This is a genomic window from Pseudomonas sp. AAC, assembly GCF_000725445.1.
GTDB lineage: Bacteria > Pseudomonadota > Gammaproteobacteria > Pseudomonadales > Pseudomonadaceae > Pseudomonas > Pseudomonas citronellolis.
The window spans coordinates 423,080-435,999 of sequence record NZ_KL647094.1 but is presented as its reverse complement, the minus strand read 5'-3'; the positions used below and the strand labels follow the sequence as shown (position 1 = coordinate 435,999).

At 66.7% G+C, this 12,920-nt stretch carries 10 protein-coding genes; 2 read left to right on the top strand and 8 right to left on the bottom strand.

Annotated elements, in window-relative coordinates; all coding sequences use genetic code 11:
* Nucleotides 1-107: 107 nt before the first annotated feature.
* On the top strand, nt 108-686 hold the full coding sequence (locus FG99_RS01650; RefSeq protein ID WP_043266837.1) for a TetR/AcrR family transcriptional regulator: 579 nt from the start codon (nt 108-110) through the stop codon (nt 684-686).
* A gap of 1,060 nt (nt 687-1,746) precedes the next feature.
* Here FG99_RS01650 and FG99_RS01645 read toward each other — a convergent pair.
* From FG99_RS01645 to FG99_RS01635, 3 genes are all read right to left on the bottom strand, one after another.
* Entirely contained in the window at nt 1,747-2,250 is a 504-nt protein-coding gene (locus tag FG99_RS01645) for a DUF934 domain-containing protein (protein WP_009619240.1), read from the bottom strand.
* Nucleotides 2,234-3,892: a nitrite/sulfite reductase gene (locus tag FG99_RS01640; RefSeq protein WP_009619241.1), complete on the bottom strand. Its 1,659-nt coding sequence runs from the start codon at nt 3,890-3,892 to the stop codon at nt 2,234-2,236. Before FG99_RS01640 ends, FG99_RS01645 begins: the two co-directional genes overlap by 17 nt.
* Before the next feature lie 238 nt (nt 3,893-4,130).
* On the bottom strand, nt 4,131-4,625 hold the full coding sequence (locus FG99_RS01635; protein ID WP_009619242.1) for a PaaI family thioesterase: 495 nt from the start codon (nt 4,623-4,625) through the stop codon (nt 4,131-4,133).
* Nucleotides 4,626-4,969: 344 nt separating this feature from the next.
* On the opposite strand from FG99_RS01635, the gene FG99_RS01630 reads away from it, so the two are divergent.
* Nucleotides 4,970-6,049 (top strand): ABC transporter substrate-binding protein, encoded by a 1,080-nt coding sequence (locus tag FG99_RS01630; RefSeq protein WP_043266835.1) that lies wholly within the window; start codon nt 4,970-4,972, stop codon nt 6,047-6,049.
* Here FG99_RS01630 and FG99_RS01625 read toward each other — a convergent pair.
* The 5 genes from FG99_RS01625 to metH all read right to left on the bottom strand — a co-directional run bounded on the left by FG99_RS01625 (nt 6,046) and on the right by metH (nt 12,851).
* Nucleotides 6,046-6,264 carry a DUF2970 domain-containing protein gene (locus FG99_RS01625; protein ID WP_009619245.1) on the bottom strand — a complete coding sequence of 73 codons (219 nt, stop codon included), beginning with the start codon at nt 6,262-6,264 and terminating at the stop codon, nt 6,046-6,048. The two genes, FG99_RS01630 and FG99_RS01625, sit on opposite strands and share 4 nt — an antisense overlap.
* A gap of 37 nt (nt 6,265-6,301) precedes the next feature.
* Nucleotides 6,302-7,627, bottom strand: a complete 1,326-nt coding sequence (locus FG99_RS01620; RefSeq protein WP_009619246.1) for an MATE family efflux transporter — start codon at nt 7,625-7,627, stop codon at nt 6,302-6,304.
* 133 nt (nt 7,628-7,760) lie between these two features.
* Nucleotides 7,761-8,414: a potassium channel family protein gene (locus FG99_RS01615; RefSeq protein ID WP_043266833.1), complete on the bottom strand. Its 654-nt coding sequence runs from the start codon at nt 8,412-8,414 to the stop codon at nt 7,761-7,763.
* A 372-nt stretch (nt 8,415-8,786) separates the two neighbouring features.
* Nucleotides 8,787-9,137: a 50S ribosome-binding protein YggL gene (locus tag FG99_RS01610; RefSeq protein WP_043266831.1), complete on the bottom strand. Its 351-nt coding sequence runs from the start codon at nt 9,135-9,137 to the stop codon at nt 8,787-8,789.
* A gap of 21 nt (nt 9,138-9,158) precedes the next feature.
* Nucleotides 9,159-12,851 carry a methionine synthase gene (metH, locus tag FG99_RS01605; RefSeq protein WP_043266829.1) on the bottom strand — a complete coding sequence of 1,231 codons (3,693 nt, stop codon included), beginning with the start codon at nt 12,849-12,851 and terminating at the stop codon, nt 9,159-9,161.
* Nucleotides 12,852-12,920: the final 69 nt, after the last annotated feature.

Sequence of the window (12,920 nt, the reverse complement as noted above, 5' to 3'; positions counted from 1 at the left end):
GGTTGCGTGGATTCGGGTTGAAGGATGGCGGCGCGTCAGGGCAGTATACGAAGGCTAGAAATTAATTCTAGAAAAATATTCTAGAAGCGATCCGTACAAGGAACCCCATGGGCCGAGCTTCCCGTAAAGACGACATCCTCCAGGCCGCGCTGGCCTGCTTCAGCGAATCCGGGGTGGACGCTACCACCATCGAGATGATCCGCGACCGCTCCGGCGCCAGCATCGGCAGCCTGTACCACCACTTCGGCAACCGCGAGCGGATCATCGGCGCGCTCTACCTGGAAGGCATCGGCCAGTACGCGGCCCTGCTCGACGCCGGGCTGCGCGAGGGCATGGGCGCCGAGGCCACGGTCAAGCTGTTCGTCACCTGCTATATCGACTGGGTGGTGGCGCACCCGGACTGGGCCCGCTTCATCCTGCACAACCGCGGCCGGGTGGAGGCGGGGGAGATGGGCGAGCAACTGCGCGAAGCCAACCGCCAGCAGGGCCGGCGCATCGCCGAGCTGCTGGCGGTGCACCGCCAGGCCGGCGCCTTCCGGGAAATGCCCTTCGAGCTGTTCAACTCGGTGGTGATAGGCCCCACTCACGATTACGTACGCAATTGGCTGGCCGGGCGGACGCGGGTGGAGCTGGCGGATTGCCGGGACCTGCTGGCGCAGATTGCCTGGGAGAGTGTCAGGGCGTAGGGCGGATGACCGTTCGTGGTTATGCGCCGTTGGCCGTGCCTCCGGGGTGTGCGACGTGGCCGGTGAATCCAATCGCGGACAAAGTCCGCTCCTACGCCCGTGCTTCCCTGAACCGTAGGAGCAACTGTCTTGCGCGGAGGTGCTCTTCGTAGGATGGGTTGAGCTTGCGATACCCATGCTGCCGTGGTGATGGGTATCGCTTCGCTCAACGCCATCCTACGAAAAGCTGCGCTTCCTGGAACCGTAGGAGCGGACTCTGTCCGCGATCCGGCGGATAACGCCGACGGTCGGGGATCAAGAGCGCCCTCACCCCAACCCTCTCCCGCAAGCGGGAGAGGGGGCTGTCCGTGCCGAGAAGGGGCCTGGCTTTAGCCGGTAATCTCTGTGCTAGCCGGTTGACTCCAGAACATCCGAGGTGTCAGCCGGCCACTCGGCGCAAGCCGGCTAACGCGGAAATATCAGCGCACGCCGAACGGTCCCCTCTCCCTTCAGGGCGGGGCGCGCAGCCGAGGGTTAGGGGGAGGGGCGGCGTTGAACCGGTGCGCAGATATCACCGGCCAGTTCTCGAGCAAGTTCGCTCCTACGAAAAACAAATACGCATTTGCTCTTGCTTTTGGACTTCCAGAGAAACCTCCGCGCACTCCGAAACGCCCCTTCAGAAGGCCGAGCGAAACCGGCGCTCAGGAGGTCATGCGACATGGATGTCGCGAGAGCCCCGATGGGCTACAGGGACGTACCCTCGGGGCGGGCCTCCGTGGCGGGGGAGTTCGTGAGGGTAGCCCGGCTCCATCGGGCCCGTATGGCGGGGCAAGCCTTTTTGGTTCCTTTTGTGGCGATTGACAAAAGGGACTCGCCCGAGGGGGCGAAACAAGAAGGCCGGGCAAACTCGGAGCGGCGCAGAAACACCCAAGCCAAGGCAGCTGGGTTATCCCCCTTCGGGCCAGCACAAGCGCTGTTCGCGATGGAGCCGCGTCCCACGTTCGTGGGAACGACGATGGGGAAGAGAAGCGTGATGCCGCCGGCCCAACGAAAAAGCCCCGCCAGGGCGGGGCTTTTCAGGTCAGGCCAACTGCCGCCGGCGGAACAGCGGCTGCGGCTGGGTCACCGAGGTCTGGTAGACCTCGCTGAAGTCGTCCAGGCTGGCCAGCGCATCATATGGATCGCGGTCCGCACGAATGGCGTAGGCGTCGAAACCGCAGCTCTGCATGTAGAACAGCTGGTCGCGCAGCACGTCGCCGATGGCGCGCACCTCGCCCTTGTAGCCGTAGCGCTCGCGCAGCAGGCGCGCGGTGCTGAAGCCGCGGCCGTCGGTGAAGGCCGGGAAGTTCACCGCAATCACCTGGAACTTGTCCAGGTCCCCGGCGATGGCTTCGGGCTCCTCGTCGGAGTCCAGCCACACGCCCAGGCCGCCGTCGCGGCCGCGCAGGGCCGGGCCGTGTTCCAGCCACAGGGCCAGCGGGATGATCACGTCGTCGCTGTTGGGCACGCTCTCCAGGGTGGCGTCCTTGGGCAGCAGGTGCCAGCGGTCGTCGACCACTTCGCGGTGCTTAATGATTCGCTGCATATACGCGCTCCTTGAAGGGGTCGATGCCGATGCGGCGGTAGGTATCGAGGAAGCGTTCCTCTTCGGTGCGCCGTTCGACGTAGACCTTGATCAGCTTCTCGATCACGTCGGCCATCTGATCCTGGGCGAACGACGGGCCGAGGATCTGCGCCAGGCTGGCTTCGCGGCCGGCGCTGCCGCCGAGGGACACCTGGTAGAACTCCTCGCCCTTCTTGTCCACCCCGAGGATGCCGATGTGGCCCACGTGGTGGTGGCCGCAGGCGTTCATGCAGCCGGAGATGTTGAGGTCGATGTCGCCGATGTCGAACAGGTAGTCGAGGTCGTCGAAGCGGCGCTGGATGGCCTCGGCCACCGGGATCGACTTGGCGTTGGCCAGGGAGCAGAAGTCGCCGCCCGGGCAGCAGATGATATCGGTCAGCAGGCCCACGTTGGGGCTGGCGAAGCCCAGCTCGCGCAGTTCGCCCCAGAGGGTGAACAGCTGCGCCTGCTCGACGTCGGCGAGGATGATGTTCTGGTTATGGCTGTTGCGCACTTCGCCGAAGCTGTAGCGGTCGGCCAACTCGGCGATGGCGTCCAGTTGCTTGTCGGTCACGTCGCCCGGGGCGGTGCCGGTGGGCTTGAGCGACAGGGTCACGGCGACGTAGCCGGGCTTCTTGTGGGCGAAGGTGTTGCGCTCGCGCCAGCGGGCGAAGCCGGGATGCTCGGCGTCCAGGGCGGCGAGGGCGGCGTCCTGGTCTTCCAGGGCCTTGTAGGCCGGGTCGACGAAGAACGCGGAAACGCGCTGCACTTCCGCCTCGGTCAGGGTGCTGGGGCCGTCCTTGAGGTGCGCCCATTCGGCGTTGACCTTCTCGGCGAAGACTTCCGGGGTCAGCGCCTTGACCAGGATCTTGATGCGCGCCTTGAACTTGTTGTCGCGGCGGCCATAGCGGTTGTACACGCGCAGGATGGCGTCCAGGTACGACAGCAGGTGCTTCCAGGGCAGGAATTCGTTGATGAAGCTGCCGACGATCGGGGTACGGCCCAGGCCGCCGCCGACCAGCACGCGGAAGCCCAGCTCGCCGGCCTCGTTCTTCACCGCTTCCAGGCCGATGTCGTGCACCTCGATGGCAGCGCGGTCGCTCGCGGCGCCGTTGACGGCGATCTTGAACTTGCGCGGCAGGTGGGCGAACTCGGGGTGGAAGGTCGACCACTGGCGGATGATCTCGCACCAGGGGCGCGGGTCCACCAGCTCGTCGCGGGCGATGCCGGCGAACTGGTCGGTGGTGGTGTTGCGGATGCAGTTGCCGCTGGTCTGGATCGAGTGCATCTGCACGGTGGCCAGTTCGGCGAGGATGTCCGGCACGTCTTCCAGCGCCGGCCAGTTGAACTGCACGTTCTGCCGGGTGCTGATGTGGGCGTAGCCCTTGTCGTAGTCGCGGGCGATCTGCGCCAGCTTGCGCAGCTGCCGGGAGGCGAGCAGGCCGTAGGGCACGGCGATACGCAGCATCGGCGCATAGCGCTGGATGTACAGGCCGTTCTGCAGACGCAGCGGGCGGAATTCCTCGCCGGTCAGTTCGCCCGCCAGGTAGCGGCGGGTCTGATCGCGGAACTGCTTGACGCGATCCTCTACGATCCTCTGATCGTATTCGTCGTATACGTACATGAAAAATCCTGCTGTCAGGCTATAGCGCTCGGGCGTACTACGCTTCCGAGCGCGCACGGCAACGCGCTCCACGCGGAGTGGCGGGCAAGATACCAGTTAGGGAATATGCGTAAAAGTGAAGTTTGAGTATATGGCGAGAACTTTCTGATATAAGCGCGGCATCCGTGGGAACCTTCTCCACCCACCGGCGCCGCGCCAGGGCTTGCGGCGCCTGGCCGCAGGCCCTCGCGGCGGGTCCTCAGCCCTCGCGGCCGTGGGCCTGGGCGCCCAGCTGAGCGGCATCGACGCGGACGAAAATGGAGTCGCCGATGGCGGTCAGCACGTCGCCGGCGTACACCTCGCAGATGATCCGGCTCTTGCGTCCCAGCTCGCCTTCAACGTGCGCGCGCAGGGTCAGCGGCACGCCCATCGGCGTGGGCTTGATGAACTTGATGCCGAGGTTGCCGGTGACGCAGTCCAGGCGCGGCAGGCTGCCCGGCTCGCGGCCTTCGGCGCGGTAGTGGTAGGCCATCGCCGTCCAGTTCGAGTGGCAGTCCACCAGCATGGCGATCAGGCCGCCGTAGACCAGCTCCGGCCAGCCGGTGTACTTGGCCTCGGGCAGGTGCTCGGCCATCACGTGGATGCCGTCCTCGTGCCAGTAGCTCTTGATGTGCAGGCCGTGGGGGTTGCTGCCGCCGCAGCCGTAGCAGATGCCTTCGGGCGCGGCGCGGTCTTGCAGGGAGAGGTTGTCCATGGGGTGCCTTGTTCTTGTCGCGGAAACCGCCCCAGCCTAGCCGGTTTCGCCGCCCTCATGAAGGGCCGCGCCTTGTCGCTGCCCGTGCCCTGGTCTTAACTGCTGGTGGGTCCACCGAAAACAGCAATAACAAATGGGGGAAACATGAGCGAAGAATCCCGTAACGAGAACCGCGACAGCGTGGTCGATGCCCGCGCGGCCTTCATCCTCATCCTGCTGGTGGTGTCTACGGCGATATTCTGGGTGAGCCATCAGTAATTTCGCTCCACCGGTCCGGGGCGAGCGAACACAGTGAAGGCAAATGGCTATACTTCGCCGGCTTCCGGTCGGTGGGGTGTGGGTTCTTGAGTCTTCTGTGCAGGTCCTGGTTGCTGCTTGTCGGTCTGTTGCTGTCGTTGGGCTGCCAGGCGGCGTCGGTGGTGTTCCTCAACCCGGGGCGGTCCAACGAGCCCTATTGGCTCAGCTATACCCACTTCATGCAGGCCGCCGCTCGCGACCTGGGCATGCCGCTGCGCGTGCTCTACGCCGAGCGCGACCCGCAGCGCTCCTTGCAGCAGGCGCGCGAGCTTTTGCGCGACGGCCAGTTGCCCGACTACCTGGTGTTCACCAATGAGGGCTACATCGGCCCGGAACTGCTGCGCCTGTTCGCCGATACCCCGGTGCGCCTGTTCGCCGTGAACAACATGCTGACCACCGACCAGCAGCGCATCGTCGGCGGTAGCCGCGAGCGTTACCGCAACTGGATCGGCAGCCTGGTGGCCAACGAGGAGGAGGCGGGTTACCTGATGGCCCATGGCCTGCTCAAGGCCGGCGCAGCGGCGGGGCAGGGGCTGGACCTGCTGGCCTTCTCCGGGCTGGCCCAGGCGCCGGTGGCGCAGCTGCGCGAGCAGGGCATGCGCCGGGCCCTGGCCGACTTCCCGCGGGCCCGGCTGCTGCAGGTGGTCTATGGCGGCTGGGACCGCCAGCGCGCCTACGGGCAGGCGCAGCAGTTGCTGCGCCGCTACCCGCAGGTGCGGCTGGTGTGGTCGGCCAACGACGAGATGGCTTTCGGCGCGATGAAGGCGGCCCGCGAGGCAGGCCGCGTGCCGGGCCGCGACATGCTGTTCAGCGGCCTGAACAACTCCCCGGAGCTACTCGGCGCGGTGATCGACGGCAGCATCAGCGTGGCCATGAGCGGCCATTTCACCCTGGGTGGCTGGGCCATGGTCCTGCTGCACGACTACGACGCCGGGGTGGACTTCGCCGCCCATGGCGGCAAGGACCGCCAGTTGCCGGTGTTCATCCTGCTGGACAAACGCCGCGCGCAGAAACTGCGCGCCAACCTGGCGCGTCCCGGCTATGGCCTGGACTTCCGTGACTTCAGCCTGGCCCTGCACCCGAAACAGAAGGCCTACCGTTTCTCCCTGCAGCCGCTGCTGGACTAGACGCCGGCCAGGTGCAGCACCAGGCGCACCAGGGCATAGAGCAACAGGACGAAGACCAGGGTGAAGCCCACGCCGAGAACGATGAAGTGGCTGGGCTTGCCATGGGTGAAGTCGCGGGCGCGGTTCTTCCCGCTCTGCACGCCGAAGGCGGCGGCCAGCACGCTTTGCAGCATCTGCCAGAAGCTCGGCGGGCGGTTCTGCGGATCGTCGTTCATGCAAGCCTCCTTTGCTGTGGGATAAGCATAGCCGGCCTCAGAGCTCTATCTGCGTCCACTGGCGCTTCTGCCACATCACCGCGAAGATCGCCGAGGCCAGGCCGCGCTGGATGATCTGCATGCTCCAGATCGCCAGCAGGCCGCCGCCCAGCACCGGGCCGACCAGGTAGGCCAGGGGCAGGAAGAACAGCCACTGGTTGCCCAGGCTGACGGCCATCACCGTGCGCGTGGCGCCGGCGCCGAGCAGCGCCTGGGTCAGCACCAAAGCGGTGGCGTCGATGACCATGCCCAGGCCGGTGAACATCAGCGGCACGCGGCCCAGCTCGATCAGCGCCGGGTCGCTGACGAACAGCCGCAGGATCGCCTCGGGGAACATCCAGAACGGCGTGCCCAGCAGCGCCAGGCCGCAGGCGGCGACCTTGACCACGTCCCAGCCCCAGCGGTGCGCGCTGTCGAAGTCGCGCTCGCCCATGCACTGGCTGACCAGGGTGGTGGCCGCCATGCCCAGGCCGATGCCGGGCAGGATCAGGAACAGCGCCAGGTTGATCAGCACGTGGGCCACCGCCAGCTCGCGGGTGCCGACCTGGGCGATGATCCAGAACAGCAGGGTGATGCCGGCGGCGAAGAAGAACTGCTGCAGCGAATTGGGCAGCGACAGGCGCAGCATCACGCGGATTTCCCGCTCGCTCGGGCGGCGCGCGAGGAAGCCGTGCTGGCGTGCGTCGCGCCAGGTGATCCAGGCGTAGATCGCCGAGCCCAGGTACAGCGCCAGGGTGGTGCCCAGGCCGCTGCCCACCGCGCCCATGCGCGGCAGGCCGAACAGGCCGTGGATCAGGCTGTAGCTGATGGCGGCGTTGGCCAGGTGCATGACCACCAGGGTGCGCATGTAGGTGCCCGAGCGGCGGGTGCCGTTCCAGTAGCCGCGGAAGGAGAAGTTCAGGCCCACGGCCAGCACTGAGAGCGTGCGCCACTCGAAGTAGGGCACGCCAATGGCCAGCACCTCGGGGTCGGGCGACAGCAGGCTGACGATGGGTCTGGCGAACAGCAGGCAGGCCAGGCTGATGGGCAGGGCCAGGCCCAGGGCCACCAGCAGTCCGCAGTTCAGCGGCGCGGCCAGGTCGCCGTCGCGCCCTTGGCCGCGGCGCCGCGCCACCAGCGCCTGGACGCCGGCGCCCAGGCCCATGACCAGGGAAATGGCGACGAAGTTGGCGTAGCTGCCGATGCCCACCCCGGCCAGGGACTTTTCCCCCAGGTGGCCCACCATGGCGGCATCCACCAGGTTGAGCAGGCTCTGGCTGAGCATGCCGCCGATGATCGGCAGCCCCAGGCAGAGGATGTTGCGAAGGCGCTCGCGCTCTAGCATGGCGTCCCCGAACTGCAGGTGATCCGGCGATTGTTGGTCGAGGGCGGCGGCGTGCCGGTGACCGCGCCCCTCACGGCAAAGCCTAGCGTAACGGGCGCGGCGATGCCCGCTCGATCGTCGCGCGGGCCCGGCTTCAGCGACGGCTGACGCTCATGGCGATCAGCCGCGAAACCACCAGGGCGAGGTACATCACGCCGGCAAATTCCTCGATCATCACCAGCGAGCGGGCCGCGGGCGTCAGCGGCAATATGTCGCCCAGGCCGACCCCGGACAGGGTGGTGAAACTGAGGAACAGCAGCTCGGTCCAGGTGCGCGGCTCATCGGCGTCCAGCGCGGCGCTGAAGCTGCCGGGGACGGCCAACTGGCAGAAGCTGAACAGATGGGCGAAGGCCCAGGCCAGCAGGGTGAAGGTGGCGCCGGCGGCGTACAGCTCGTCGGTGGTGGCGCGCTGGTCGGCGTTCATGTACGCGATCAGGCTGGCCGCGGCATAGAAGTAGAAGGCCGCCTCCAGCGCCGGCACCAGCAGCTCCAGCATGCGGCTGGCCAGCCAGAGGTCGAGCAGGCCGAGGGTGAGCACCAGCAAGGCCAGCACCGCGGCGACCCAGCTATGCACCGGGCTGCGCTTGACCACCTGCAGCGCCAGGCCCAGCACCAGCAGGCCGAAGGCGCCGAACAGCGCGCGGCCCAGGGGGCTGTCGTCCATCCAGGGGTAGAGCAGCACGCCGAGCAACTGGACGAACAGCAGGATGGCGGAGGGGTGGCGCTTGAGGTGGGCGAGGGCGGGCATGATGTCGCTCGGTTACGGGTCGACTTAACCATAGCCGCTGCCGGCCCTGCGGGCCGGATCGCGGACAAGGTCCGCTCCTACGGGGAAACACCATGCCTCCCGGGGCGGATTGTAGGAGCGGGCCCTGCCCGCGATTCGCGCGCAGGGCGCGCTCCTACAGGGAATGGTGTGGGTGGGGTGGTGTAGGCGGATCTCATCCGCGAATCGCGCCGGAGGTTCCGGTTATCGCGGACAAGGTCCGCGGGGCAGGGGCGCCGAGGTGCTTTTCGTAGGATGGGTTGAGCTTGCGATACCCATGCGGTCACGGTGATGGGTATCGCTTCGCTCAACCCATCCTACGGGGTGTTTTGTCTCCGCCCGTCCGCGATTTCGTCAGTCGAGCAGCCCGTGCCAGCAGTCGCTCAGCTCGCCGAGCTCGGAGGAGGTGCACCAGGTCTGGCTCTGCAGCCACTGGCGGACGGTTTCACGGTCGGCTTCGTCGAGGCTGCCGACGGCATTCAGGCACAGGTAGCCGGTGAACTCGCCGTCCTCGGTGGCGCCGCCGACGAACAGCCAGCCCTGGGATTCGACGAAGGCGATCCACTGGTCCAGCACTTCGTCCAGGTCGCCGCTGTAGTTCACTTCCAGGCTGAAGCCCAGTTCCTTGAACTCGGCCAGGCGCAGTTTCTTGCGCAGGCGGCGCTTGCGCGGTTTTTCCATCTGTTCGGGGGTGAGGTATTTCATCTTTCGCTCCTGGAAGGCGGATCAGGCGTCGTAGCCCAGGTTCGGCGACAGCCAGCGTTCGCTGACCGCCACGTCCTGGCCCTTGCGGGCGCTGTAGGCGTCGATCTGGTCCTTGTCGACCTTGCCCACGGCGAAGTACTGCGCCTGCGGATGCGCGAAGTACCAGCCGCTGACCGCGGCCGCCGGGAACATGGCGTAGTGTTCGGTGAGGGTGACGCCGGACAGGCCCTTGGGGTCCAGCAGCTGGAACAGGGTGCCTTTCTCGGTGTGGTCCGGGCAGGCCGGGTAGCCGGGGGCCGGGCGGATGCCGACGTACTGCTCGCGGATCAGCGCGTCGTTGTCCAGGTGTTCTTCGGGCTGGTAGCCCCAGTATTCCTTGCGCACGCGCTCGTGCAGCCATTCGGCGCAGGCTTCGGCGAGGCGGTCGGCCAGGGCCTTGACCATGATCGCGTTGTAGTCGTCGCCTTGGGCCTCGTAGGCCTTGGCCACTTCCTCGGCGCCGATGCCGGCGGTGGTGATGAAGCCGCCGACGTAGTCCTTGATGCCGCTGTCTTTGGGCGCGACGAAGTCGGCCAGGCTGAAGTTCGGCTTGCCGTCGGGCTTGATGGTCTGCTGGCGCAGGTGGTGCAGGGTGGCCAGCTTGTGGCCGTCCTCGGCGTACACCTCCAGGTCGTCGTGGTTGACCTGGTTGGCCGGCCAGAAGCCGAACACGGCGCGGGCCTTGATCAGCTTGCCGTCGATCAGCTTGCGCAGGATGTCCTGGGCGTCGTTGAACAGGCTGGTGGCGGCTTCGCCGACCACTTCGTCGCTGAGGATGCGCGGGTACTTGCCGGCCAGGTTCCAGGAGACGAAGAAGGGCGTCCAGTCGATGTACTCGGCCAGCACGTTCAGGTCGATGTCCTCCAGCACCTTCACGCCGGTGAAGGTGGGCACCGGCGGCTGGTAGCCGGCCCAGTCGAACTGCGGCTTGGCGGCGATGGCCGCCGCGTAGCTCAGGCGCTCGGTGCGGGCGCTGCGGTTGGCGGTGCGCTCGCGGACCTCGGCGTACTCCTCGCGCAGCTTGCGTGCGTAGTCGGGCTTCATTTCCTTCGACAGCAGGGTGGTGGCCACGCCCACCGCGCGCGAGGCGTCGGTGACATAAACCACCGCGTCGTTGCTGTACTGCGGGTCGATCTTCACCGCCGTGTGCGCCTTGGAGGTGGTGGCGCCGCCGATCATCAGCGGCAGGCTGAAGTTCTGCCGCTGCATTTCCTTGGCGACGTGGACCATCTCGTCCAGCGACGGCGTGATCAGCCCGGACAGGCCGATGATGTCGCACTTCTCGGCGATGGCGGTCTGCAGGATCTTCTCCGCCGGCACCATCACGCCGAGGTCGACGATGTCGTAGCCGTTGCAGCCCAGCACCACGCCGACGATGTTCTTGCCGATGTCGTGCACGTCGCCCTTCACCGTGGCCATGAGGATCTTGCCCTTGGCCTCGGGCTTGTCGCCTTTCTCCGCCTCGATGAAGGGGATTAGGTGGGCCACCGCCTGCTTCATCACCCGGGCCGACTTGACCACCTGCGGGAGGAACATCTTGCCGGCGCCGAACAGGTCGCCGACCACGTTCATGCCGCTCATCAGCGGGCCTTCGATGACCTCGATGGGCCGCGCACACTTCTGCCGGCATTCCTCGGTGTCTTCGACGATGTAGGTGGTGATGCCCTTGACCAGGGCGTGCTCCAGGCGCTTCTCGACGCTATGGCTGCGCCATTCCTCGTCTTCCACTTCCTTGGCTGCGCCGCCGCCCTTGTAGTCGTCGGCGATGGCCAGCAGCGCCTCGGTGGCGTCCGGGTTGCGGTTGAGCACCACGTCCTCGACCTTGTCGCGCAGCTCCTTCGGGATCTCGTCGTAGATCTCCAGCTGGCCGGCGTTGACGATGCCCATGGTCAGGCCGTTCTTGATGGCGTAGTAGAGGAACACCGAGTGGATGGCCTCGCGCACCGGGTTGTTGCCGCGGAACGAGAAGGACACGTTGGACACCCCGCCCGAGGAGAGCGCGTAGGGCAGGTTGTCGCGGATGTAGGCGCAGGCGTTGATGAAGTCGACCGCGTAGTTGTTGTGCTCCTCGATGCCGGTGGCCACCGCGAAGATGTTCGGGTCGAAGATGATGTCCTCCGGCGGGAAGCCCACTTCGTTGACCAGGATGTCGTAGGAGCGCTGGCAGATTTCTTCCTTGCGCGCCTGGGTGTCGGCCTGGCCGGCCTCGTCGAAGGCCATCACCACCACCGCGGCGCCGTAGCGCCTGCACAGGCGGGCGTGGTGCTTGAACTGCTCGACGCCTTCCTTCATGGAGATGGAGTTGACGATGCCCTTGCCCTGGATGCACTTGAGGCCCGCTTCGATCACCTCCCACTTGGAGGAGTCGATCATGATCGGCACGCGGGAGATGTCCGGCTCGCCGGCGATGAGGTTGAGGAACTTCACCATCGCCGCCTTGGAGTCGAGCATGCCCTCGTCCATGTTGATGTCGATCACCTGGGCGCCGGCTTCCACCTGCTGCTGGGCCACTTCCAGGGCCTCGGCGTAGTTCTCCTCGCGGATCAGCCGGGCGAACTTCGCCGAACCGGTGATGTTGGTGCGCTCGCCGACGTTCACGAACAGCGAGCTGCGGTCGATGGTGAACGGCTCAAGGCCCGACAGCCGGCAGGCCCTGGGGATTTCCGGGATCGCCCGCGGCGGGTACTTGGCCACCGCCTCGGCGATCGCCTGGATGTGCGCCGGGGTGGTGCCGCAGCAGCCGCCGATGATGTTGAGGAAGCCGGACGCGGCGAACTCCTCGACCACCTCGGCCATCTGCGCCGGGGTCTCGTCGTACTCGCCGAAGGCGTTCGGCAGGCCGGCGTTGGGGTGCGCGGAAACGTGGGTGTCGGCCTTGGTCGCCAGCTCCTCCAGGTAGGGGCGCAGGTCCTTGGCGCCGAGGGCGCAGTTCAGGCCGACGGAAATCGGCCTGGCGTGGCGCACCGAGTTCCAGAAGGCCTCGGTGGTCTGCCCCGACAGGGTGCGCCCGGAGGCGTCGGTGATGGTGCCGGAGATCATGATCGGCAGCTCGAAGCCGAGCTCGTCGTAGACGCCCTGCACGGCGAAGATCGCCGCCTTGGCGTTGAGGGTGTCGAAGATGGTCTCGATCAGGATCAGGTCGGCGCCGCCCTCGATCAGGCCGCGGGTGGCCTCGCTGTAGTTCGCCACCAGCTCGTCGAAGGTGACGTTGCGGTAGCCCGGGTCGTTGACGTCCGGGGAGATCGAGCAGGTGCGGCTGGTCGGGCCGAGCACGCCGGCGACGAAGCGCGGCTTGTCCGGGGTCTCGGCGGTCTTGGCGTCGGCCACTTCGCGGGCCAGGCGCGCGCCCTCGACGTTCAGCTCGTAGACCAGTTCTTCCATGCCGTAGTCGGCCTGGGACACCTGGGTGGCGTTGAAGGTGTTGGTCTCGAGGATGTCGGCGCCGGCGTCCAGGTAGGCTTTCTCGATGGCCTGGATGACGTCCGGGCGGCTGAGCAGCAGCAGGTCGTTGTTGCCCTTCACGTCGCTCGGCCAGTCTGCGAAGCGCTCGCCGCGGTAGTCCTCTTCCTGCAGCTTGTAGCTCTGGATCATGGTGCCCATGCCGCCGTCGAGGATCAGGATGCGCTCCTTCAGGGCTTTCTGCAGGGCTTGCTGGCGGGCGGCACGATCGGACATGGGAACTACCTGGAAACGGCTGTGGCAAAGGGTCGCTGATGATAGCAAACCTGCAGGGGATTTGAGCCG

Bases quoted from the DNA above. Each gene is read 5' to 3' on its own strand.
- FG99_RS01650 (WP_043266837.1), top strand. From the start codon at position 108: ATGGGCCGAGCTTCCCGTAAAGACGACATCCTCCAGGCCGCGCTGGCC.
- FG99_RS01645 (WP_009619240.1), bottom strand. From the start codon at position 2,250: ATGCAGCGAATCATTAAGCACCGCGAAGTGGTCGACGACCGCTGGCAC.
- FG99_RS01640 (WP_009619241.1), bottom strand. From the start codon at position 3,892: ATGTACGTATACGACGAATACGATCAGAGGATCGTAGAGGATCGCGTC.
- FG99_RS01635 (WP_009619242.1), bottom strand. From the start codon at position 4,625: ATGGACAACCTCTCCCTGCAAGACCGCGCCGCGCCCGAAGGCATCTGC.
- FG99_RS01625 (WP_009619245.1), bottom strand. From the start codon at position 6,264: ATGAACGACGATCCGCAGAACCGCCCGCCGAGCTTCTGGCAGATGCTG.
- FG99_RS01620 (WP_009619246.1), bottom strand. From the start codon at position 7,627: ATGCTAGAGCGCGAGCGCCTTCGCAACATCCTCTGCCTGGGGCTGCCG.
- FG99_RS01615 (WP_043266833.1), bottom strand. From the start codon at position 8,414: ATGCCCGCCCTCGCCCACCTCAAGCGCCACCCCTCCGCCATCCTGCTG.
- FG99_RS01610 (WP_043266831.1), bottom strand. From the start codon at position 9,137: ATGAAATACCTCACCCCCGAACAGATGGAAAAACCGCGCAAGCGCCGC.
- metH (WP_043266829.1), bottom strand. From the start codon at position 12,851: ATGTCCGATCGTGCCGCCCGCCAGCAAGCCCTGCAGAAAGCCCTGAAG.